The organism is Ruegeria sp. YTSA075, from assembly GCF_059610245.1.
In genome coordinates, this window is record NZ_JBXWNG010000002.1 from 573785 (window position 1) to 594984 (window position 21200).

Genomic DNA, 21200 nt, shown 5'->3' on the forward strand with positions numbered 1-21200 from the left:
TTTGGATCATCAGAAACTGCCTGCGACGGGTCGCCCCGAGGATGAGATACTGGATCAGCTCAAATCCTTTGCCGAGGATGACCCGAATTATCGTGAGGGCCGCACGTGGAGCCTTGTCTACCATCTGGATGACGATCATGACGCCTTCACCGCCAAAGCTTACAGCGCGTTCTCATCGGCCAATGGGCTGAACCCCGCTGCGTTCCAAAGCCTGAAACGCATGGAAACCCAGATCATCTCGACCATGGCCGGGTTGCTGCACGGCGAGCCGGATACCTGTGGCGTGGTCACGGCAGGCGGGACGGAAAGTTGCCTTATGGCGGTCAAAACCTACCGCGACATGGCGCGCAAACAGCGCAAGGTGACACGGCCCAACATGATCCTGCCAAAGACCGCGCATGTGGCTTGGTTCAAGGCGGCCGAGTATTTCGGCGTCAAAGCCCGCCTGCTGCCGATGACGCCGGATCATGCGACAGACATTTCCCGGCTGGGCCGCTTGATCAACGCGGGCACTGTGATGATCCTAGGGTCGGCCCCCGAGTACCCGCATGGCACGATCGACCCAATTGCCAAAATGGGGGAGATAGCCAAATCCAAAGGCATTCCCCTGCATATCGACGCTTGCGTCGGCGGGTTGATTCTGCCGTTTATGGAGCGGAACGGTGTTGACCTACCCGACTGGGATTTCCGCGTTCCGGGGGTGACATCAATCTCAGCTGATCTGCACAAATACGGCTATGCGGCCAAAGGGGCCTCGACCATCCTTTACCGCAATCTCGATCTGCTCAAGCATCAGATGTTCATCTGCCAGGACTGGCCCGGAGGGGTCTTTGCCTCACCCGCCCTGCTGGGCACCCGGCCAGGTGGGGCCTATGCCGCCGCCTGGGCGGTCATGCAGAGACTGGGGGTCAAGGGCTATTGCCAGCTGGCCAAAGACACAACCGAAGCCGTCGAAAAGCTGAAATCGGGCATTGCAGCGATGGACGGCCTACGTATTCTTGGTAATCCCCAAGGGCCCTTGCTGGCTTATGGCTCAACCGACCCGAAACTCAACATCTATGCCGTCGCTGATCAGTTGGAACGCGCGGGTTGGAGCATCAATCGCGTCCAGAATCCCGATGGCATTCACTGTATGGTCACTGCCAAACATCTGCATGTGGCGGAGGAATATCTGGCTGATCTGGCACAGGCGGTTGCCACCGTGCGCGCAAATCCCGATCTGGCCAAAACCGGCGGCGCAGCGACCTATGGTATGATGGCGCATGTCCCAATGCGCGGGATGGTCAAATCCAAAGTGCTGGATGTATTCGCCGAGATGTATCGCGCAGGGGGCGGTGGTCTGCATCTGGATGATGGAAAAGCGCCAAACCTGCTGGAACGCGGCATGGCGCGCTATGTGCAGTGGAAAGCGCGGCGCAGCTAGAGCCCGACAATCAGGATTGTCGCTCCATCTGCTCTAGCATCTTCTTTGCGCGTTTGCATTGCAGCTGATCCCGCAGCGGGCTGTCCGAGTCGATATCCTTCTGGCAAACCACGCATTTATCCGCGCCCGAGATTGCGTTCAGACCACCGCAGCTGCCCTTGATGGTTTTGCCCATCAGCATCACACCCAGTGACATGCCAACCATGACAAGTGCCAGAAGAACAAAGGCTAGAATGAAAGTGCTCATCTCGGTTCCTACCCGTCAGTCGGCTCCCAACGCGTCTTTGAACGCGCTGCTATGGACCGTAATATAGGCATCATCGCCGCCTGTCACATCCCGCGAGATGAAATACACGGCAAGTTTATGCTGTTCTGCCAGCGCCAGCCCATTTTCCTGCCCCAAAGCCAGCATGGCTGTCGCCCAGGCATCGGCCATCATGGCGTTTTCCGCCAGAACGGTGACCGAGGTTGTCCGATGTGTGATCGGACGGCCCGTGACCGGGTCGATGATATGTGAATAGCGCACGCCATCTTTTTCAAAGAAGTTCTTGTAGTCGCCCGAGCTGGCCATGCCACGATCATTCAGCGGAACGATCAGTTGCACGGTTTGCGATCCGGCCTCAGGCTTTTCGATACCAATCTGCCAGGCCTCGCCTTTGTCATTCTGTCCCTTGGCAACCAGATCACCACCAATCTCGACCAGATAATCCTCGATCCCCGCGGCGCGCAACGTTCCTGCCACTGCATCGATGCCGTACCCCTTGGCAATTGCGGACAGGTTGATCCCCACGGCTGGATCGGATTTCGCCAAAGTGCCGGCAGCGCTGTCCAATGTCAGCAACCGAGCCTGACCAACACCGCTTAGTGCTGTTTCGATATCTTCGTCGGATGGCACCGGATCTTCGGGTTTGCGTGGTCCGAAGCCCCACAATTCAATCAGCGGGCCGAGTGTAACATCAAAGGTCCCGCCTGTTTTTTCATGCACGTCGTTGGCTGCTGCCATAACCAGCGCAAATTCTTCCGACACAGCCACAGGGTCCGTGCTGGTCGAGGCCGAGAAGGTCGAGACCTCGGAATTCGGATCCCAGTTCGACATTTTTGCATTAACCTGAACCAGAGTCTCTTCGACCGCTGCGGCCAATGCCGCCTCATCCAAATCCTCGCCAATCGCGGTGATATTGAAGGTTGTGCCCATCGTCTCGCCAGACAGGCGAACAACTTCGGGTTCCTTGTCGAACGGGCAACCGGTCAGAGCGGTTGCAAGAGCCAATGCTGGCAACAGACGCATGGGGTGGTCTCCGGGAAAATCAGTGCCCGGCATATGCCAGCCACCTGTGCCAGAGTCAAACCGGCTTCACAGTTTCAGCGGCAAAAAGCCCAGCATCAAAAGGCCAACGCCAGCAGGCACCCCAAACAGCCACGCGCGCCTTTGCCACCCTTCGGGCTGCTGTTTCCACGCCAGACGAAAATTATGCCCGCAGACAACCACGGCCAAGAAAATCAGCGCGGCAATCGGCGGTGTCAGATAAAGATCGCTCACGTCTTCGGGCTCCTGTCCAAGTCCGGTTTTTCGCCTTTCAGGCAATTGGACCCTATACAGGTCGTTTAGCTGCGCTAAGGTGAAAGGGAAAGACACACAATACCCCGGAAGGAGAATGCCTATGGCTCCAACCTCGTATCAGTCCCCCTCGCGCGGCGACAAGGCTGACAAGTCGACCTACAGCCAGTCGACGGAATCGAACCTGTCGCATGCGCAGACAACAGTGGCCAAACTGTTGACAGGTAAAGGAGATGATGTGTTTTCCGTGCGCCCGAATGAGACAATCCATTCCGTGGTCAACACGCTCAAGGAAAAGCGGATCGGGGCGGTTCTGGTAACGGATCAGAACGGGGCGCTACAGGGTATTCTGTCGGAACGCGACATTGTGCGCCGCATGGCAGATACGCCCGGCCAGACCCTGCCCCAATCGGTCGAGGACCTGATGACACGCGATGTCAAAACCTGTTCGCCCGATGATTATCTGAATGACGTTCTGAAAACGATGACCGAAGGCAGGTTTCGTCACATGCCCGTCCTGCGCGACGGCACTCTGTGCGGTGTGATCACCATCGGCGATGTGGTGCATTTCCGGTTGCAGGAACTGGAATACGAAGCCCTGCGTATGAAGCAGATGATCGTGGGCTGACCGCACTCAGGTCGCGGTAAATCGCACCCCGCCCTGAAACACCTCAGCCGCTGTCAGGCGATCGGTGACAAAAGCGCCGGTGTCGATGGATATAATGCCGTTCTCCGCCCGCGCCTGATCAACAATGGTGTGCCCATGCAGCACCCATTGACCATCCTCTCTGGGCTCGCGCGACAGCATCGGATGCCCCCACAGGCAAATATCGCGCGGTTGTGCGTCAACGGGATGGCGCGGGTCCAGGGCTGCATGAACAACAGTGACATTGCCGCTGGTCCAGGTCAGGGGACGATCCCGGAGCCAGCTTAACAGATCCTCACCCATGACCTGCTGCAATCTCTCTGCAATCTCGACCGCCGGTTCGCCTAAAATGGCCTCGGCCACGCCGGTGATGCCAAACGAGGCGAGCGTTTGAACACCTCCATTTTGCAACCACAGGCGGCTGACCCGTTTTGGATCGTCAACAAAGCGCAACAGCATCTCTTCGTGATTGCCCAGCAGGCAGGTGACCCGCCCGCCCGAAGCTTCGCTGAGATGCCGCAGCTGATGCAAGACCTGAGCGCTGTAGGCACCGCGGTCAATATAGTCGCCCACGAAAACCCAGGGGCAACTGTCGTCCAACCGGGGCAGCAAATCCTGCAACAAATCCAGCCGTCCGTGTATGTCACCAATGGCGACAAAGGGCTGGTCCGGTGCCATTTCGGGCATGGCGGGCGCCGACGCTTGCGCGTCGCGCTGACGAAACAGCCCTTTGATCCAATCCCTAATCATCACACGCCTTCCCTACCCCGGCCCGCCCTTGGCGACAATCGGCAATTCCCGGTGGCGTTTCGGCGTGCACCTAATCGACCAGCTTGGCCGAATAGCCGCAAAATGGGAAAATCTGCTTGACCTTGCGCTGGGGAAAGTATCCCTGATGCGCAGAGTTTTATTGTGTTCGAGGGTTTCATGAAACGTGTTTTGATCACCGGTACCGCAGGGTTCATTGGCTTCCATCTGGCAAAGCTGCTGCTGTCAGAAGGGTTCCGGGTGCATGGCTATGACGGGATGACCGACTACTACGACGTCACCCTGAAACAGCGCCGCCACCAGATGCTGATGCAAACCCCCGGTTTCACCGCGACCGAGGCGATGCTGGAAGATCACGAACAGCTGATGAAAGTTGCCGACGACTTTCAGCCCGATATTATCGTTCACCTCGCCGCACAAGCCGGGGTCCGTTACAGCCTGGAGGAGCCACGCAGCTATATTAACTCCAACGTTGTAGGTACATTCAACGTGATGGAGGCCGCGCGCATCCACCAGGTCGATCATCTTCTGATGGCTTCGACTTCATCGGTTTACGGTGCCAACGAAGAGATGCCGTTTACCGAGGTCGAAAAGGCCGATACCCAGCTGACCATCTACTCGGCCACCAAAAAGGCCAATGAGGCGATGGGCCATTCCTATGCGCATCTGTGGGACCTGCCGACAACGATGTTCCGGTTCTTCACTGTCTATGGCACTTGGGGACGGCCTGATCTGGCGCTCTATAAGTTCGTGGACGCGATTCTGGATGACCGTCCGATCGACATCTATAACCACGGCGACATGTATCGTGATTTCACAAACGTGGACGATCTGGTTCGGGGCATCCGATTGTTGATCGATGTGCCGCCCGTGCGGCCCGAAAGCGCCGATCAGATTGAAGAGGGGGACAGCCTGTCCCCGGTTGCGCCCTATCGCGTCGTCAATATCGGCAATGGCGACAAGGTGCGCCTGATGGATTTCGTCGAAGCCATTGAAGAAGCGATAGGCAAAGAGGCCATCCGAAACTATATGCCTATGCAGATGGGCGATGTCCCCGCCACATGGGCCAATACCGATCTGCTGCAACGGCTGACTGGTTACCGTCCGCAAACCGATTTCAAAGACGGGATCGCCCGGTTTGTCGCGTGGTTCCGGGACTATCACGGCAAATAGAGACTGAGACCTGGATGCTGCAAACGAACCCCGATGCCCGCAAGATCGCTGTCATTGGATTGGGCTATGTGGGCCTGCCTTTGGCGGTGGCCTTTGGCAAGATCAGCCCGGTCATCGGGTTCGACATCAACCCGGCCCGCATCGACGCGCTGCGCGCTGGTCACGATGCCACGCAAGAGGTTGAGCCCGAAGATTTGACCGCAGCCGCCGGTCTGACCTTCACCACAGATGTCGCAGATCTTGCGGACTGTGACACCTATATTGTCACCGTTCCTACTCCGATCACAGCGGGCAAGCAGCCGGATCTGTCACCCCTGCTCGCGGCGTCGGAATCCATGGGCGGAGTCCTGAAACCCGGCGATCTGGTGATCTATGAATCAACAGTCTATCCCGGCGCGACCGAGGAAGATTGCGTCCCAGTGCTGGAACGTATGTCCGGCCTGCGCTTCAACACGGATTTCTTTGCGGGCTACAGCCCGGAACGCATCAACCCCGGCGACAAGACCCATCGGATCGCGGATATCTGCAAGGTGACATCGGGCTCGACCCCCGAAGTGGCTGATCTGGTCGATGCGCTGTATGCCCGGATCATCACCGCCGGAACCCACAAGGCCGAAAGCATCCGCGTGGCCGAGGCTGCAAAGGTGATCGAAAACACCCAACGCGATCTGAACATTGCGCTGGTGAATGAGCTGGCGATGATCTTCGGCCGGATGGGTATTGATACCGACGCCGTCCTGCGCGCCGCAGGCACCAAATGGAACTTCCTGCCCTTCCGCCCCGGTCTGGTCGGCGGCCACTGTATCGGCGTTGATCCGTATTACCTGACCCACAAGGCCGAGGCCGTTGGCCATCATCCTCAGATCATCCTGGCCGGGCGGCGGCTGAACGATCGGATGGGCAGCTACGTGGTATCTCAACTGGTCAAACGCATGACGCGCAACGGCATCAACGTCGGCGCGTCCCGCGTTCTGGTCATGGGGCTGACCTTCAAGGAAAACTGCCCCGATCTGCGCAACACACGCGTGGTCGACATCATTGAGGAATTACAGAGCTATGGCATCAGCGTTGATGTCCACGATCCCCATGCCGACCCCGCCGCAGCGGAAGCTGAATACAGCCTCTCGCTTTTAAGTTCCCCTCGGGACGGAACTTACGACGCGGTCATTTTGGCCGTGGCGCATCAGGAATACAAAGACGCTGATCCGTCAACATTCCGATCTTACGGTAAATCCAACAGCGTGGTGTTCGACATCAAGTCCTGCCTGCCAAGGGACGCGAGTGACTTGAGGCTCTGACGCGGTCTGAATCCAACAAAAAAAGCCGACGCATGATGCGTCGGCTTTTTTTGTCTCTTACCCGCCGAAATCATCGAGCATGATGTCTTCGCGGTCCACACCCAGATCCAGCAGCATGTTGATGACCGACTGGTTCATGATTGGCGGTCCACACATATAGAACTCGCAATCTTCAGGCGCGGGGTGGTTCTTGAGGTACTCCTCGAACAGGACGTTATGAATAAAGCCAGTATAGCCTTTCCAATCATCCTCGGGCTGCGCGTCTGACAGCGCCACATGCCATTCGAAGTTGTCGAATTCTTCGGCCAGTTGGTCGAAATCCTCGACAAAGAACATCTCTTTCTTCGACCGCGCACCATACCAAAAGCTGATTTTGCGATCGCGGTTTTCCAGACGCTTGAGTTGGTCAAAGATATGGCTGCGCATGGGGGCCATGCCCGCGCCACCGCCGATGAAGACCATCTCTTTTTGGGTATCGCGGGCAAAGAACTCACCAAACGGACCCGAGATCGTCACCTTATCACCCGGTTTCAGGTTGAAGATATAGGACGACATCTGACCCGCCGGTATACCCTCTGAACCCGGAGGCGGCGAGGCAACCCGGACGTTCAGCATGATCATGCCTTTTTCATCCGGGTAGTTGGCCATTGAATAGGCGCGTTCGATTGGTTCGTTCACAACCGACTCATATTGCCACAGATTGAAGCGATCCCAATCTTCGCGGTATTCATCCTCTACGTCGAAATCGGTGTATTTCAACTGGTGCGCAGGCGCTTCGATCTGGATATAGCCACCCGCGCGGAAGTTCACATCCTCGCCTTCGGGCAGGTCCAGAGTCAGGGCCTTGATGAAGGTCGCCACGTTCTCGTTCGAACGCACGGTGCATTCCCATTTCTTGACGCCAAAGACTTCTTCGGGGACTTCGATATCCATGTCCTGCTTGACCGCAACCTGACAGGACAGGCGATCACCGCATGCAGCCTCGCGTTTGGTGATATGGCTTTCTTCGGTCGGCAGGATCGAGCCGCCACCGGAATGCACCTTCACCCGGCACTGGGCGCAGGTGCCACCACCGCCACAGGCCGACGGGACGAACAGCTTTTCAGCCGCCAGGGTTTGCAGCAGCTTGCCACCCGCCGGGACCGATACGGTTTTCTCACCGTTGATGGTGATGTTCACGTTGCCTGTGGACACCAGTTTAGACCGGGCCGCCATGATGATGGCCACCAGACCAAGAACGATCAGGGTAAATAGAACGACGCCTAAGCCAAAGGTTTCCATCCGCCCCTCCTTACAGTTTCACGCCCGAGAAGGACATGAAGGCCATCGCCATCAGCCCTGCGGTGATGAAGGTGATACCCAGACCCTGCAGACCATCGGGGATGTCCGAGTATTTCAGCTTTTCGCGAACGCCCGCCATCGCGGTAATCGCCAGCGCCCAGCCAAATCCCGAAGACAGGCCATAGGTGGTCGCCTCGGCAAAGTTGTAATCCCGTTCCACCATGAACAGCGACCCACCCAGGATCGCGCAGTTCACCGTGATCAGTGGCAGGAAAATCCCAAGCGCGTTGTAGAGCGGCGGGAAATACTTGTCCAAAACCATCTCAAGGATCTGAACCATGGCCGCAATCACGCCGATATAAGAGATCAGGCCAAGGAAGGTCAGGTCCACATCCGGGAACCCGGCCCAGGCCAGCGCGCCCGGTTTCAGCAGGTAATTCAGCAGCAGGTTGTTGGCAGGCACGGTGATCGCCTGCACAACCATGACCGAGATCCCAAGACCCAGCGCGGTCGAGATTTTCTTCGACACGGCGATGAAGGTACACATCCCCAGAAAGAAGCTGAGCGCGAGGTTTTCGACAAAGATGGCCTTTACGGCCAGTGAGATCAGACCTTCCATCAGTGGGCCTCTACCTGCTGAATTTTGTATTCACGCTCTTCCACCTGGTTCGGCTTCCATGTGCGGAAGGCCCAGATGATCAGACCGATGATGAAGAACGCCGAGGGCGGCAGTAGCAACATGCCGTTGGGCACGTACCAGCCGCCGTTGTTAACGGTCTCCAGAATGGTGACACCGAACAGCGACCCGGCACCGAACAGCTCACGAATGAAGCCGACCAGCAGCAGGATCAGGCCATAGCCCATGCCGTTGCCCATGCCGTCAATGAATGACGCCACCGGAGGGTTCTTCATCGCAAACGCCTCGGCGCGACCCATCACGATACAGTTGGTAATGATCAGACCGACAAAGACCGACAGGGTTTTCGAAATCTCGAACGCATAGGCCTTGAGTATCTGGTCCACCAGGATCACCAGCGAGGCGATGATCACCATCTGCACGATGATCCGAATCGAGCCGGGGATCTGGTTGCGCAGGCACGAGATGAAGAAGGACGAGAACGAGGTCACGAAGATAACCGCCAGCGCCATCACCATCGACACCTGCAGCGACGAGGTCACCGCTAGTGCCGAACAAATGCCCAGCACCTGAAGCGTGATTGGGTTGTTGTCGACAAGCGGGTCGACCAGCATCTCTTTCTTGGTCTGGGACATCAGAACTCTCCTGCTTGCAGTTTGGCCAGGAACGGAGCGTAGCCCGCGTCACCCATCCAGAATTTCACCAGGTTATCGACACCAACCGAGGTCAAGGTTGCACCCGCCAGCGCGTCGATATAGAAGTCGGGTCCGGCGGCCGGCTGGGATTTCGACACAGTGATTTGCAGATCACCATTGTCGTCTCGCAGCTTCTTGCCATTCCACAGAGCCTTCCAGCGCGGGTTGTCCACCTCGGCCCCAAGGCCGGGGGTCTCACCGTGCTGGTAGAATTGCAGGCCGTAGATATCGTTGCCGTTATTCTCCAAAGCGATGAAGCCATAGAGTGTGGACCAAAGGCCGTAGCCGTGCAGCGGAAGGATCACCTTGTCCAGACCACCCGCGTCGTCACGCAGCAGATAGATCACGCGGTATTTCGACTTGCGGCCAATGCCCGCTGGATCATCGTCCAGCGCGACGCTCAGCTCAGGATCGCTGGCAGCGGCAATGTCGTCGAAGGTGGCCGGGTCGAACTGGTCATCGACGAAATCACCGGTGGACAATTCCACAACATGCGGCTCGAACGCGGCAAAGGCTTCGGTCACGTCGATGCCAGGCTCAAAGACACCTGCCACCTGCAAAACGTTGACCTGCTTGTCCTTCAGACGGTTGGTCTCTTGCACCGGGCGCAGGCTGACGGCGGCGGCGGATACGACCATCGAGGCTACAAGGCAGACTGCGACCGCGATGAAAATCGTCTTGCCGACTGAGTCTGGCGAGGCCGCCAGAAACCGGGCAATCGCGCCTTTGGGTTCTTGAGGTTGCGGATCAGACATGGCGACGCGCCCTCCGTTTGATGTTGGCTTGCACGACGAAATAGTCGATCAGCGGAGCAAAGACGTTGCCGAACAGAATGGCCAGCATCATGCCTTCGGGGAAAGCCGGGTTGATGACGCGGATCATCACAACCATGATACCGATCAGCGCGCCATAGATGTAGCGACCCATGTTGGTGTGGCTGGCCGAAACCGGCTCGGTCACCATGAAAGCCAGACCAAAGGCATAGCCACCGATGACCACATGCCAGTACCAAGGCATCGCGAACATCGGGTTCGTGTCCGAACCGATCAGGTTCAGCAGCAATGTGAAGCCAATCGTACCTGCCAAGCAGCCAACAATCAGGCGGTAGTTGGCGATCCTAGTGGCCAGCAGGAAGGCCAGACCGATCATGCAGGCCAGCGTTGAGGTTTCCCCGAAGCTGCCCTGGATCGAACCGAAGAAGGCATTCCACCATGTGATGCCATCAGCCGCCAGCGCCTGAAAGCCCTGCGACGCGGAGACGGACAAAGCAGTCGCGCCCGAGAAGCCATCGACCGGCGTCCAGACCGTGTCACCGGACATACTGGCCGGATAAGCGAAATACAGGAACGCACGACCAACCAGAGCCGGGTTCAGGAAGTTCTTGCCGGTTCCGCCAAAGACTTCTTTCCCGATCACGACGCCGAAAATGATGCCCAGAGCCACCTGCCACAGAGGCGCGGTTGCGGGCATGATCAGCGTGTACAGCATTGAGGTGACAAGGAAACCTTCGTTGACCTCGTGGCCGCGCACGGTGGCAAAGATGACCTCGAAGATACCACCTGCGACAAGTGTCACGATGTAGATCGGTAGGAAATAGGTCAGCCCGTGCATCACATTGGCAAAGATGCTGCTGGGGTCCAGCGAGATGCCAAACATCTGCAGCAGGGCAATCCGCCATCCGGTGGCCGATTCAGGCCCCAACAGCGCAATGGCCGAGTTCGCCTGATAGCCGGTATTGTACATCCCCCACAGGATACAGGGGATCGTCGCAATCACGACGTAGGTCATGATCCGCTTCATGTCGATATACGACCGCGCATGCGGTGCGACAGTGGTGACAGTCTTCGGAGTGTAGATGAAGCTTTCAACCATCTCGTAGATGGGGAAATACTTCTCGTACTTGCCGCCCTTGGTAAAGTTCGGCTCGATCCGATCAAAGAAGCTGCGCAAACCCATGTGGCTCAGCCCTCCTTTTCAATCTTTGCAAGGCAGTCGCGCAGCGCCAGCCCATATTCATATTTTGCCGGACAGGCAAAGCCGACAAGGCCCAGATCCTCTTCGTCCAGCTCCAATGCGCCCAACGCCTGAGCGGTGTCGGTGTCCATCACCAAAAGCGCGCGCAACAGTTGCGTTGGCAGGTAGTCCTGCGGCATCAACCGCTCGAACACGCCGGTGGGCACCATCGCTCGGCGACCCCCATTCAGGTTCGATGTCAGCGGAAACAGCTTTCTCGACAGGGCGGACCCAAGCACGGGCTGGACAGAATACTTCGACGGCATCGGACGAATCCATCCCAGCGGGATCTGATCGTGGTCTTCGCGAATGATCGACAGCTGCCGCGCGAACCGACCCAGGTAGGCGGTTGGCCCCTCGGCCTGTGTCCCCGAAAGGATCGAGCCCGAGATAATCCGGGGCGTGCCGTCGACATTGACCTCATCGCGGGTCAGATCATCAGTCGATGCACCCATGACCGTGCGGATCAGCCGCGGCTGCCGCGCACCTGGGCCGCACAGCGCGATGACAATATTCGGGTCCAGATGCCCGGTCTGCATCAGGCGACCGATGGCAATCACGTCCTGATACCCGACGGTCCAAACCTGTTTGTCACCCGCCAGCGGCTCAAGAAAGTGGATATGCGTACCGGCCAGACCTGAAGGGTGCGGGCCTGCGAAGGCAGCGGCTTCGACACCGGCTACATCCGCACCGGGGATACTGTCGCCGTCCTTGTGGCACAGATATGTCTTGCCCTCGGTCAGCTTTGCGATGGCCGCAAGACCCGTAGCAAAGGCATCCCCCGCATCTGCGATGATCACTGCGGCATCGCCGGCCAATGGCTCGGATTCCATCGCGGTGACAAAGATGGCTGCCGGCTTGGTGCCCGGCGCGGGCATCTTAGAATAGGGTCGTGTTCGGAATGCCGTCCACAGACCAGCCGCGCATAGCTTCTCGGTCACACCCTCGGCAGTATCCGCATTGCCAACGCCTGAGAAATCGACACCAGCATCATTGGCGTCCGACACTTCGATCACCACGCTTTGCAGCACACGCCGCGCGCCGCGATTGATGGCGACGACCTTACCGGTCATCGGGGCTACCATCATCGCCTCGGGCGCATCCTTATGGCAGAACAACGGCGTGCCGCGTTGAACCGCATCGCCTTCCTGCACCAGCATACGCGGCTTGAGCGCCAGATAATCTGCGCCCAGTGCGGCCACGGTTTTGAATTCCGGCCCTGGATGGATTTCCTGCTCAGGTGCACCCTGAACCGGCAATTCCATCCCTTTTTTCAGTTTGAAAGTTTGCATGTCGCTACGGTCTTCCAAGCCTCTTTTCCTACGCCGACTATCTTGCCCGCTGGTTCAGGGACAAGATAGCGCGAACCACATCATTTCAGGGGGACGATTGCGCCAAATCCCCTCTGCAATCCGCCAGCGTTCCTTCGATCAGGGACCCTTTACGCGCGCGGGACGCGAAACGCAAACCTGTTACCGCCGAAAAACCGATAACCGCTTCACTTTCTGAACAGGCCGCCATCTGGGCCGCAATCTAGCACAAAAAAAGCGTATCGCGCCTGATTTGTATCCGGTGTAAGCAACCCGAATGAAAACACCCGGTTTGTTCGAAATCTTTCTGGCGGCCACACCTGGCCTTGAAGCACCGCTTTTTGACGAAGCGGTTGAGAAAAGATTCGCAAATGCGCACCGCGTGGCGGGCGGGGTCAGTTGCCGGGGTGATTGGTCCGAGGTCTGGCGCGCCAATCTGTGTCTGCGCGGCGCCAACAAGGTCCTGGTGCGCATCGGCAGTTTCCCAGCGGTTCATCTGGCGCAACTGGACAAGCGCGCGCGCAAGTTTCCCTGGTCCGAATTCTTGCGTCCCGACATTCCTGTGAAGGTTGAAGCAACCAGCCGCAAGTCACGCATCTATCACGCCGGTGCCGCGCGCCAGCGGATCGAGCGCGCGATCACCGAAACACTGGGCGCATCCCTATCCACGGATGCTGATCTGCGCGTGATGCTGCGGATCGAAAAAGATGTTTGCACACTGTCTCTGGACACATCCGGAGACCCCCTGCACAAGCGCGGGCACAAACCCGCAGTAGCCAAGGCACCGATGCGCGAAACCATGGCAGCGATGTTTCTGCGATCCTGCGGTTTTGACGGATCTGAACCGGTGCTGGACCCGATGTGCGGTTCGGGCACATTTGTGATCGAAGCGGCAGAAATCGCCCTTGGCCTGCAGCCCGGTCGATCCCGCCGGTTCGCATTCGAAGATCTGGCAGGCTTTGATGCCACCGCATTTGAAGCGCTGCGCCAGACCGGCCCGACCACCGAGACAACTCTGGCCTTTCACGGCTCGGACCGCAATGCCGGCGCAATTGAGGCCGCCAGCGCCAACGCGGCACAGGCAGGGGTCTCAGATGTCACTCAGTACGCCCAGCGCTCTGTCAGTGACATCAATCCCATCGGCGATCAGACCGGCCTTGTGATCGTGAACCCACCTTACGGTGCCCGTATCGGCGACGAAAAACGTCTGCGTGCGCTATACGGCAGCCTGGGCAAAACCCTGATTTCTCGCTTTCAGGGCTGGCGCGTCGGGATCGTCACCAGCAACCCCTCCCTTGCCCGTGCCACACGCCTGCCCGACCTGTCAGCCGGCCCCGTGGTCGATCATGGCGGCACCAAAGTGAAGCTCTACCAAACCGACCCCCTGACCTGAGCGCTAGATAAAAATGTGCAACGTCTCAGCGAGGATCATCACGTAGCGGCGCATAGTGCGGCTTAGCCGGACGGTAGCCGATCAATGGCACGCCCTCCAAGTCTTTGATCGTTATTCGTTCCTTCCCCTCAAGCTCATGACCTGAGGGAAACACGCACACCTCACGAGGATTGACAAAGAAGCTTGCAACAACACCTGCTGGTTCGTCAAAACGGTTGGTAAGCGCCACGCCTTGGAGCTGTCCATTGCGAACGGCGACACGGATTGGGAAGGCAACCTTGTTGCCGCTCACCACAAACTACACCTGATGGAACAACAACTTCTCAGGGGCGACGAGTCCGAGAAAGAGACTTGGAAAAGATATGATTGGGAGTTCCACCAAGCGATGATCGCGGCCTGCAAGTCCAAGAACCTTCTGTCTCTGCACTCGATCATCTACGACAAGTATCTGCGGTATCAGATGCTCGTCCTGACCTATCGCGGCGAAGAGGCCGTCAAGGAACACAAAGGTATGTTCGATGCCGCATTGATCAGAGACGCGGACATGGCTAAGAAGCTGTTGGAAGATCACATCCGAAATGGCCTCGCTCACACCCTAGAGGCTATGTAGGCTGCCGTCCTCGCTTAGTGCCGTGAAGTCATCAGTTTAAACCACAGCGAATTGCAAAAGAGCCTGTATCTTAACTGCAAAGTTCGTCAAATGGGCCTCAGAGTTTGCGACACATCCTTTCGCCCGGCTCAGAATCCCCCTTGCACCCCCACCCCACCGCGTATAGACCCGCGCCACGGTCGGAGTGTAGCTCAGCCTGGTAGAGCACTGTCTTCGGGAGGCAGGGGTCGGAGGTTCGAATCCTCTCACTCCGACCAATAAAAAACGTTCAAGATCATAATCTTGCCGTTTTGCTATGACCTACTTTTAACGAAGCTCTTCGTGCCAGCTTGGCACGGAACACCGACAGAGGTCTGAGAAAATGTCATATTCGCAGCTTGATCCCGAAAGCGTTATGCTCGCTCATCAACCTGAATTTCGACTACGTAAGCGCCCCGAAAACCAAATCTGGGAAATCGTGTGGACGGACGAAGATGGGAGACCGAAGCGTAGATCGACAAAAACCCGAAATGATACCGAAGCAAAACGTCAGCTTGCGGAACTGATTTTATCTGGAGACACTCGACCACCAAAGCATGTGTCACTTGGCTACATCATTGATCGGTACTTTTTGCATATTCAGAAAGAGAAAGCCGAAGGCACCGTGGTGCCGATGCAATCAAAAGTAGCCCGTCTCAAGGAGTTTTTGGGCGACGTCGCTTGGGAAGATTTTTCTCAGGAATATGTCGACGACTATAAAGACTGGGCTCGCAGCATTAAGCGATAGGTTGTTCAAGCAGGCGTTGGCCTACTACCATGATCCGAATGGAAAGAAGCATGGGCCTCGTACCGCATTCGACGATGGGCATCGCGAGTACCTCATCCCTATTGCGTCCTTTGCCGAACTTACCGGCGGCAACGTCGCCGCAACCACGGTCGCAAGAGTGCTGAAGACATCGTGTTGCACACCCACAACTTTGAACGCGGGTCGAACTTGCTGACGCCAAAGAAGGCCAGTTTGCAGCGCAGCAAATCCATGGGACGCACGTCCCGGTCCGCAAGGTTGGCGCGTATTTCCGCGTATTTGTGTTTGCTCATGGTCTGGATGCGCCGGACAATGCTTTTGAGCGCCGGGCGACGCAGCAGGAAGTGGATTACATCGCTGTCAGGATGTTCCTCAAGGTCTTCCAACAGCACGTCATAGCACGCGCGGACACGGCGACCGATGGGCAGCGGCATCTGCTTTTCCACCCCGGGATCGGCACCGGCAAAACCCAAACGCGGTTCCAGCTTTTCTTCCGAGCGATACCAGAACGCGTCTGAATGTTCGGACTTCGAAAAGTCGATGACCAGCGCCCAGTCATAACGGTCTTCGATCAGGGCGCGCAGTTGGGCGGTGGTCATGTCCGGGTCGATGACAGGGTTCGGGATGACGGCAAAGCTGTCCTCCAGATCATTCACCAGTTCGGGATGGATTTCCAAACACAGCGCATGGATCAGTTCCTGTGTCTCAAGGCTCCAGGCAGCGCGGGCGTGATTGGACAAAACCGACCAGGTTTCCAGCGCCTCGCTTTGGACAAAAAGCCAATCGCGCACCTCGGCGAGCTCCGCGATCAGAACCCGATTGTGTTCGATCTGTTCCTCATCCCCGGTGCGGCTTTCGGCAAAATGCTGCTCGGCCCGGTCGATCAGGTCATGGAACAGTTTGATCCGCCAATCGGTGGGCGTCGCCTTGTGCAGAACCTGCGCCAGCGCGGTTTCACGCATTTCGATCCACTGGCTCAGCAACTCGCCGTGGTTCACCAGATATGGGGCCATGCCCAGACCGGTCGAATTACCAATGCCAAAGAACCGTTTCAGCCGGTCGTCCAGCGCAACAGCAGTTTCGGGCGCGCGGGCTTTGGCGATATGATCCACCTGATCCAGGCTGAACTGACGCAGCATAGTTGGATGTGTCGCAAACTCCGACGCCCAGTTGATGAACATGCGTGATCTGACGCTTGTTGCCCTCGAATATTTTTTGAACAGGTTTCAACATGATCTCATTGAAAGGCTGCCACTTCCCCAAAGATGAAGTTTTCTACGCGTGTACTTCTATCTGCGGTACACGGTGTCCTATCGTGACTTGGAAGAGATCATGGCTGAGCGCGGCGTGCAGGTGGATCATGCCACTCTCAACAGGTGGGTTGTAAAGCATTCACCGGTGATCGCAGCGAGAGCGCAATCAAAGAAACGCTGAGCTCCTGGCGCATGAGCGAGACATGTGTACGTGTTCGCGGCAAATGGATGACTACACCGATTTGAATGCTGAAAGGGAAACTACTCTCAAAATTTATCCTTGTAAATCTTCCATTGAATGGAATAAATGCAGGGTATGATCGAGCGCGGTGACAAAAAATCAGTTGAAGGTTCTCTGGAGAACCAGGCGGGCGTAGTCCTGCTTGGGCCGCGACAAGTTGGGAAGACAACGCTCGCACAGGATATCGCTGAAAGTCGTGATGCTGTCTATCTCGATATGGAGAGATCTGCCGATCGCCAGGTACTCGAAGAGCCCGACCTTTATCTCGATGAACAGGTTGGCCGCCTGGTGGTGATTGATGAGGTTCAACTTATGCCGGACCTGTTCAAGGCCTTACGTGGTCAAATTGACCGGCGGCGAAGGCAAGGGCATCGGGCTGGTCAATTCCTGTTGCTCGGGTCGGCCTCGAACACGCTTCTGCACCAAAGCGCAGAGTCCCTGGCGGGACGTGTCAGTTACCACGAGCTGACGCCTTTCACCTTGTCGGAAACCGGAGCCGGCGCGCTCTCCGCACTCTGGCTGCGGGGTGGGTTTCCAGACAGCTTCCTGGCAAAGAACGACCGGACCAGCCTGGCGTGGCGCGAGGATTTCATCCGCACCTATCTGGAACGCGATGTTCCGGCTTTCGGGTTGCGCATTCCGGCAGAGACGTTGCGCCGATTCTGGACAATGCTCGCCCATGAGCAAGGCGGGTTACTCAACGCGGCAAAACTAGCGGGAAACCTGGGAGTCTCCGGCCAGAGCGTTGCGCGTTATCTTGACTTGCTGGTTGACCTGATGCTGGTGCGTCGCCTACCGCCCTGGCATTCCAATGCCGGGAAGCGTCTGGTCAAGTCTCCCAAAGTCTATATACGCGATTCTGGTCTAGCCCATGCGCTTCTTGGGATCGAAACACAGGAAGACCTGCTGGGGCATCCAGTTGTCGGCGGCAGTTGGGAAGGATTCTGTATTGAAAACCTGATTGCTGCGGCACCGCGCGGAACAGAAGCAAGCTTCTATCGCTCTTCAGCGGGGGCTGAGGTGGATCTGATGTTGAAACTTCCCCGCGGCGCCCTCTGGGCCATTGAGATCAAGCGGACGACATCGGCGAAAGTAACGCGTGGGTTTCACATCGCGACAGAAGAACTGGACGTCTCGGAACGTATCCTTGTCTATGCAGACGACAGAGAGGTTCCGGGGCAAGGAGGCGTCAGGGCGATGCCCCTCATAAACGCTATGGAACGGCTGGCCTCTGCATAGACCTGAGAGGGGCAGGGCCTGCGATAGCGTGCCTGAACCTGGACGCGGGCGGATTTCGGGTGGGATACAGAAAACGATCAATATGTCTGTCCCGAAGGTCACGCCCTGAAACAGGTCCGCCGAAACTATTCCGACCCAAACCGAGGGCCAACCGGTAAGGGCGAGTTGGGTAAATGGCTCGATCAAGAAGATCCCCAACCCGTCCGTTTGCAAATTCCGAACCGATTCAATGTGGCGTTCAATAACAACCGGGGCCAATCCCGGTGACATTTCGTTGATCGGCAAATGGCTCAGGGCGCTGATGCGTTCGTGGACTGGTTGCGGGTTGAAGCGGCATCCAGCAACCAATCTGAGAACAATGTCGCCGGTTCCGAAACCGCTGCGCGATCCGGCCTGACGATGAAGTAGCCATAGTCCGACAGCGCGATATCTGACAGCGGATGAAGCTTGCCTGCCGCCAACTCATCGCCCACCAGATCATCCATCAATGCGATCCCTTGACCGTTGATCACCGCCTGAACCCGCACATTGGGATCGGGCACGATCAGCACGTCGCACCGCGCTTGCGGCGGCAGGCCCGCAAGCTCCAACCATTCAGACCAGGCGTTGCTGTCTTCGCGATCGCGCAGCAGTGTCAGTTCTGTGACTGCCTCCCTGATCCCCAGCCGTTCCACCCGGCCCGCAACATCGGCGTTGCCAACCGGAAAGGGCGGCATCGGCATGAATGGTGTCACGGTGCCATCGTTCCAATTCCCGTTGCCCCACCTGATTGCAAGATCCGCATCCTGCATCTCGACTTGTGAGAACTCGATCATCGGCTGAATGCGAAGCTGCACGTCCGGGTGTGTTTGCATGAAGGTCATCAGGCGTGGCGACAACCAGCGCGCCGCGAAATAGGTCGAAACGCCAACTGTCAGAGAGCGGGTCGAGGCCCCCTTTAACGCCTGAATTTCAGCTTCGATCTCGTCGTATCGCGTCTGGCAGATCGCCAGCAGTTTCAGACCTTCTCCGGTCAAAGTGACGCCGCGCGTTGTGCGCTGGAAGAGGTTCAACCCCAGATCGGCCTCAAGCGTCTTGATCTGATAGCTGATCGCGCCCTTTGTCATATTGAGCGCCTCCGCCGCCGTCGAAAAGCTGGAATAGCGAGCGATCTCGGCGAAAAGCCTCAGCTGATCATGGTGATGAAAACGGGCAGACATAATTTAGCGTATAATTTATTTATACGCAGAGAACAGAATTTTTCGATTTCCAATTATATTTTTATGAACATCATCTACGTTCAGAGCCAAAAGAAGAGAGATGGCGTTGGAGCCTTTGAACGCAACTGCAGGTATGTCAGCACCTCAGGGTCGCCGCAGCAGCGCGCGCCGTGGCCGTCTGTCTCGTCACAACGCACGTTGCGAGAGCACGCCGTTCACCGGCCGCAAGATACCTGCATACGATTTGCTGGATGAAACGGCATTGGCCCGCATCGAAGATCAGGCCGACTGGATATTGGACAAGATCGGTGTCGAATTCCGTGGGGACCAAACGGCGCTGGATCTCTTCGCCCAGGCGGGCGCGCGGGTTGACGGTGAACGTGTAAGGTTTGAACCGGGTCACGCCCGCGCGCTGTGCGCCACGGCCCCAAGCGAATTTCAGCTACATGCCCGCGACCCGGCCAAAACCGTAACGCTTGGCGGCGACAACGTTGTGTTGATGCCGGGATATGGCTCGCCTTTTGTCAGCGATCTGGCAAAGGGTCGACGCTATGCGACACTGGAGGATTTCCGCAATTTTGTGAAACTGGCCTATCTTGCGCCCGCCATGCACCATTCCGGCGGCACCGTGGTCGAGCCGACAGATATCCCGGTCAACAAGCGCCATCTCGACATGATGCTGGCGCATCTGACCCTCTCGACCAAGCCTTTCATGGGCTCTGTCACGGCACCCTCACGCGCGCGGGACAGTATCGAGATGGCACGCATCGTCTTTGGCCGTAACGTCATGGACCGGCACGCGGTGATGCAGGCCAACATCAACGTCAACTCACCGCTGATCTATGATGACACCATGTCCTCAGCTCTGCGCATCTATGCAGAGGCGGGCCAGTGTGTCTGTGTCTCTCCCGCGATTTTCGCCGGCGCCATGGGGCCACTTTCTCCGGCTGCGGTGGCGGCACAAACGCTAGCCGAAGCCATGGTGGGCATCGCGTTGGCGCAATTGGTGCGGCCTGGTTGTCCGGTGGTTTTCGGGTCATTCCACTCCAGCATGAACCTGCGGACAGGCGCCCTGACCTTTGGATCGCCCGAGGCGAACATGACCACTATGGCCCTGACTCAAATGGGCCGGAGGCTTGGCGTGCCGGTGCGCTCTGGCGGAGGGCAGATCACCGCGTCCAACGCCCCGGACGGACAAGCCATGCAGGACAGCACCGACGCGATGTGGTCCACGCTGCTATCAGGTGCGCATCAGGTCTGGCATGCAGCAGGCTGGCTCGAAGGTGGGCTTGTGATGTCCTATGAGAAGTTCATCATGGATCTCGACCATTGCGGCGCGATGCTGAAACTTTTGCAGGGCTTCGATACCGATGACGAGGCATTTGGCCGGGATGCCTACTATGAGACGGGTCCAGGCGAAAATTTCCTGTCCACCAGTCACACCCTGCGCCACTACACGACGGCGAATTTTGAACCACAGATATCTGACGCCGGCCCATTCGAGACCTGGTCTGAAAATGGCGCACTCACCGCTGATCAGCGCGCCACCGCGCGGTGGCATCAGATGCTGAACGACTATCAACAACCCGACATGGAACCCGGCATTCAGGCAGCGCTTGAGGACTTCGTATCCGGGCGCAAGGCGCGGATGCCGGACGAATGGTACTAGAAAGGAACAC

Annotated in this window: 22 protein-coding genes, 1 tRNA gene and 1 pseudogene; 11 read left to right on the plus strand and 13 right to left on the minus strand. The window is 57.5% G+C overall.

The window, feature by feature from the left end; all coding sequences use genetic code 11:
* Nucleotide 1: 1 nt before the first annotated feature.
* The gene (locus tag AC2FGE_RS05760) at nucleotides 2–1423 is read left to right on the plus strand and encodes a pyridoxal phosphate-dependent decarboxylase family protein (RefSeq protein WP_496818248.1); all 1422 of its coding nucleotides are present in this window, start codon (nucleotides 2–4) and stop codon (nucleotides 1421–1423) included.
* 10 nt (nucleotides 1424–1433) lie between these two features.
* Here AC2FGE_RS05760 and nqrM read toward each other — a convergent pair whose 3' ends face one another.
* From nqrM to AC2FGE_RS05775, 3 genes are all read right to left on the minus strand, one after another.
* The gene (gene nqrM / locus AC2FGE_RS05765; RefSeq protein WP_496818249.1) at nucleotides 1434–1670 is read right to left on the minus strand and encodes a (Na+)-NQR maturation NqrM; all 237 of its coding nucleotides are present in this window, start codon (nucleotides 1668–1670) and stop codon (nucleotides 1434–1436) included.
* Nucleotides 1671–1685: 15 nt separating this feature from the next.
* Nucleotides 1686–2711 carry an FAD:protein FMN transferase gene (locus tag AC2FGE_RS05770; RefSeq protein ID WP_496818250.1) on the minus strand — a complete coding sequence of 342 codons (1026 nt, stop codon included), beginning with the start codon at nucleotides 2709–2711 and terminating at the stop codon, nucleotides 1686–1688.
* A 66-nt stretch (nucleotides 2712–2777) separates the two neighbouring features.
* On the minus strand, nucleotides 2778–2963 hold the full coding sequence (locus AC2FGE_RS05775) for a hypothetical protein (RefSeq protein WP_496818251.1): 186 nt from the start codon (nucleotides 2961–2963) through the stop codon (nucleotides 2778–2780).
* A 121-nt stretch (nucleotides 2964–3084) separates the two neighbouring features.
* On the opposite strand from AC2FGE_RS05775, the gene AC2FGE_RS05780 reads away from it, so the two are divergent.
* Entirely contained in the window at nucleotides 3085–3609 is a 525-nt protein-coding gene (locus AC2FGE_RS05780) for a CBS domain-containing protein (protein ID WP_496818252.1), read from the plus strand.
* A gap of 6 nt (nucleotides 3610–3615) precedes the next feature.
* Here the strand turns inward: AC2FGE_RS05780 and AC2FGE_RS05785 are convergent, their stop codons facing one another.
* The gene (locus AC2FGE_RS05785) at nucleotides 3616–4377 is read right to left on the minus strand and encodes a metallophosphoesterase (RefSeq protein WP_496818253.1); all 762 of its coding nucleotides are present in this window, start codon (nucleotides 4375–4377) and stop codon (nucleotides 3616–3618) included.
* Nucleotides 4378–4554: 177 nt separating this feature from the next.
* Here AC2FGE_RS05785 and AC2FGE_RS05790 point away from each other — a divergent pair, with 177 nt between their 5' ends.
* Nucleotides 4555–5568, plus strand: a complete 1014-nt coding sequence (locus tag AC2FGE_RS05790) for an SDR family NAD(P)-dependent oxidoreductase (RefSeq protein WP_496818255.1) — start codon at nucleotides 4555–4557, stop codon at nucleotides 5566–5568.
* A 14-nt stretch (nucleotides 5569–5582) separates the two neighbouring features.
* Nucleotides 5583–6866 carry a Vi polysaccharide biosynthesis UDP-N-acetylglucosamine C-6 dehydrogenase TviB gene (tviB, locus tag AC2FGE_RS05795; RefSeq protein ID WP_496818256.1) on the plus strand — a complete coding sequence of 428 codons (1284 nt, stop codon included), beginning with the start codon at nucleotides 5583–5585 and terminating at the stop codon, nucleotides 6864–6866.
* A gap of 57 nt (nucleotides 6867–6923) precedes the next feature.
* Here the strand turns inward: tviB and nqrF are convergent, their stop codons facing one another.
* From nqrF to AC2FGE_RS05825, 6 genes are read right to left on the minus strand one after another with little or no spacing between them, the layout of a single operon-like run.
* On the minus strand, nucleotides 6924–8147 hold the full coding sequence (gene nqrF / locus AC2FGE_RS05800; protein WP_496818257.1) for an NADH:ubiquinone reductase (Na(+)-transporting) subunit F: 1224 nt from the start codon (nucleotides 8145–8147) through the stop codon (nucleotides 6924–6926).
* Nucleotides 8148–8157: 10 nt separating this feature from the next.
* Entirely contained in the window at nucleotides 8158–8766 is a 609-nt protein-coding gene (gene nqrE, locus AC2FGE_RS05805) for an NADH:ubiquinone reductase (Na(+)-transporting) subunit E (protein WP_039526851.1), read from the minus strand.
* Nucleotides 8766–9419, minus strand: a complete 654-nt coding sequence (locus tag AC2FGE_RS05810) for an NADH:ubiquinone reductase (Na(+)-transporting) subunit D (RefSeq protein WP_152460184.1) — start codon at nucleotides 9417–9419, stop codon at nucleotides 8766–8768. The genes nqrE and AC2FGE_RS05810 overlap by 1 nt, the downstream gene beginning before the upstream one ends.
* Nucleotides 9419–10234: a Na(+)-translocating NADH-quinone reductase subunit C gene (locus tag AC2FGE_RS05815; protein WP_496818258.1), complete on the minus strand. Its 816-nt coding sequence runs from the start codon at nucleotides 10232–10234 to the stop codon at nucleotides 9419–9421. Before AC2FGE_RS05815 ends, AC2FGE_RS05810 begins: the two co-directional genes overlap by 1 nt.
* On the minus strand, nucleotides 10227–11435 hold the full coding sequence (locus AC2FGE_RS05820) for an NADH:ubiquinone reductase (Na(+)-transporting) subunit B (protein WP_496818259.1): 1209 nt from the start codon (nucleotides 11433–11435) through the stop codon (nucleotides 10227–10229). Before AC2FGE_RS05820 ends, AC2FGE_RS05815 begins: the two co-directional genes overlap by 8 nt.
* A 5-nt stretch (nucleotides 11436–11440) precedes the next feature.
* Nucleotides 11441–12784, minus strand: a complete 1344-nt coding sequence (locus tag AC2FGE_RS05825; RefSeq protein WP_496818260.1) for a Na(+)-translocating NADH-quinone reductase subunit A — start codon at nucleotides 12782–12784, stop codon at nucleotides 11441–11443.
* Nucleotides 12785–13079: 295 nt separating this feature from the next.
* On the opposite strand from AC2FGE_RS05825, the gene AC2FGE_RS05830 reads away from it, so the two are divergent.
* Nucleotides 13080–14195 carry a THUMP domain-containing class I SAM-dependent RNA methyltransferase gene (locus AC2FGE_RS05830; RefSeq protein WP_496818261.1) on the plus strand — a complete coding sequence of 372 codons (1116 nt, stop codon included), beginning with the start codon at nucleotides 13080–13082 and terminating at the stop codon, nucleotides 14193–14195.
* A 25-nt stretch (nucleotides 14196–14220) separates the two neighbouring features.
* Here the strand turns inward: AC2FGE_RS05830 and AC2FGE_RS05835 are convergent, their stop codons facing one another.
* Nucleotides 14221–14487, minus strand: coding sequence for a hypothetical protein (locus AC2FGE_RS05835; RefSeq protein ID WP_496818307.1), 267 nt, complete (start codon nucleotides 14485–14487; stop codon nucleotides 14221–14223).
* On the opposite strand from AC2FGE_RS05835, the gene AC2FGE_RS05840 reads away from it, so the two are divergent.
* From AC2FGE_RS05840 to AC2FGE_RS05850, 3 genes are all read left to right on the plus strand, one after another.
* On the plus strand, nucleotides 14428–14805 hold the full coding sequence (locus AC2FGE_RS05840; protein ID WP_496818262.1) for an FCD domain-containing protein: 378 nt from the start codon (nucleotides 14428–14430) through the stop codon (nucleotides 14803–14805). The genes AC2FGE_RS05835 and AC2FGE_RS05840 overlap by 60 nt on opposite strands.
* Nucleotides 14806–14985: 180 nt before the next feature.
* Nucleotides 14986–15062 (plus strand) — tRNA-Pro (locus AC2FGE_RS05845).
* A 104-nt stretch (nucleotides 15063–15166) separates the two neighbouring features.
* Nucleotides 15167–15571 (plus strand): hypothetical protein, encoded by a 405-nt coding sequence (locus AC2FGE_RS05850; protein ID WP_496818263.1) that lies wholly within the window; start codon nucleotides 15167–15169, stop codon nucleotides 15569–15571.
* Nucleotides 15572–15690: 119 nt separating this feature from the next.
* On the opposite strand, the gene AC2FGE_RS05855 is transcribed toward AC2FGE_RS05850, so the two are convergent.
* Nucleotides 15691–16770, minus strand: a complete 1080-nt coding sequence (locus AC2FGE_RS05855) for a hypothetical protein (RefSeq protein WP_496818264.1) — start codon at nucleotides 16768–16770, stop codon at nucleotides 15691–15693.
* Nucleotides 16771–16820: 50 nt separating this feature from the next.
* On the opposite strand from AC2FGE_RS05855, the pseudogene AC2FGE_RS05860 reads away from it, so the two are divergent.
* Both AC2FGE_RS05860 and AC2FGE_RS05865 read left to right on the plus strand, forming a co-directional pair.
* Nucleotides 16821–17070, plus strand: a pseudogene (locus AC2FGE_RS05860) (transposase family protein); the annotation flags it as partial.
* 88 nt (nucleotides 17071–17158) lie between these two features.
* Entirely contained in the window at nucleotides 17159–18322 is a 1164-nt protein-coding gene (locus AC2FGE_RS05865; RefSeq protein ID WP_496818265.1) for an ATP-binding protein, read from the plus strand.
* A 290-nt stretch (nucleotides 18323–18612) separates the two neighbouring features.
* Here the strand turns inward: AC2FGE_RS05865 and AC2FGE_RS05870 are convergent, their stop codons facing one another.
* Nucleotides 18613–19521 (minus strand): LysR substrate-binding domain-containing protein, encoded by a 909-nt coding sequence (locus tag AC2FGE_RS05870; RefSeq protein ID WP_496818266.1) that lies wholly within the window; start codon nucleotides 19519–19521, stop codon nucleotides 18613–18615.
* Between the two features lie 133 nt (nucleotides 19522–19654).
* Here AC2FGE_RS05870 and AC2FGE_RS05875 point away from each other — a divergent pair, with 133 nt between their 5' ends.
* Nucleotides 19655–21190 carry a trimethylamine methyltransferase family protein gene (locus AC2FGE_RS05875; RefSeq protein ID WP_496818267.1) on the plus strand — a complete coding sequence of 512 codons (1536 nt, stop codon included), beginning with the start codon at nucleotides 19655–19657 and terminating at the stop codon, nucleotides 21188–21190.
* Nucleotides 21191–21200 lie beyond the last annotated feature (10 nt).

Coding starts and splice junctions, on each gene's coding strand:
- nqrM (WP_496818249.1), bottom strand. CDS start 1,670: ATGAGCACTTTCATTCTAGCCTTTGTTCTTCTGGCACTTGTCATGGTT.
- AC2FGE_RS05770 (WP_496818250.1), bottom strand. CDS start 2,711: ATGCGTCTGTTGCCAGCATTGGCTCTTGCAACCGCTCTGACCGGTTGC.
- AC2FGE_RS05780 (WP_496818252.1), top strand. CDS start 3,085: ATGGCTCCAACCTCGTATCAGTCCCCCTCGCGCGGCGACAAGGCTGAC.
- AC2FGE_RS05785 (WP_496818253.1), bottom strand. CDS start 4,377: ATGATTAGGGATTGGATCAAAGGGCTGTTTCGTCAGCGCGACGCGCAA.
- AC2FGE_RS05790 (WP_496818255.1), top strand. CDS start 4,555: ATGAAACGTGTTTTGATCACCGGTACCGCAGGGTTCATTGGCTTCCAT.
- tviB (WP_496818256.1), top strand. CDS start 5,583: ATGCTGCAAACGAACCCCGATGCCCGCAAGATCGCTGTCATTGGATTG.
- nqrF (WP_496818257.1), bottom strand. CDS start 8,147: ATGGAAACCTTTGGCTTAGGCGTCGTTCTATTTACCCTGATCGTTCTT.
- nqrE (WP_039526851.1), bottom strand. CDS start 8,766: ATGGAAGGTCTGATCTCACTGGCCGTAAAGGCCATCTTTGTCGAAAAC.
- AC2FGE_RS05810 (WP_152460184.1), bottom strand. CDS start 9,419: ATGTCCCAGACCAAGAAAGAGATGCTGGTCGACCCGCTTGTCGACAAC.
- AC2FGE_RS05815 (WP_496818258.1), bottom strand. CDS start 10,234: ATGTCTGATCCGCAACCTCAAGAACCCAAAGGCGCGATTGCCCGGTTT.
- AC2FGE_RS05820 (WP_496818259.1), bottom strand. CDS start 11,435: ATGGGTTTGCGCAGCTTCTTTGATCGGATCGAGCCGAACTTTACCAAG.
- AC2FGE_RS05825 (WP_496818260.1), bottom strand. CDS start 12,784: ATGCAAACTTTCAAACTGAAAAAAGGGATGGAATTGCCGGTTCAGGGT.
- AC2FGE_RS05830 (WP_496818261.1), top strand. CDS start 13,080: ATGAAAACACCCGGTTTGTTCGAAATCTTTCTGGCGGCCACACCTGGC.
- AC2FGE_RS05850 (WP_496818263.1), top strand. CDS start 15,167: ATGTCATATTCGCAGCTTGATCCCGAAAGCGTTATGCTCGCTCATCAA.
- AC2FGE_RS05855 (WP_496818264.1), bottom strand. CDS start 16,770: ATGTTCATCAACTGGGCGTCGGAGTTTGCGACACATCCAACTATGCTG.
- AC2FGE_RS05865 (WP_496818265.1), top strand. CDS start 17,159: ATGATCGAGCGCGGTGACAAAAAATCAGTTGAAGGTTCTCTGGAGAAC.
- AC2FGE_RS05870 (WP_496818266.1), bottom strand. CDS start 19,521: ATGTCTGCCCGTTTTCATCACCATGATCAGCTGAGGCTTTTCGCCGAG.
- AC2FGE_RS05875 (WP_496818267.1), top strand. CDS start 19,655: ATGTCAGCACCTCAGGGTCGCCGCAGCAGCGCGCGCCGTGGCCGTCTG.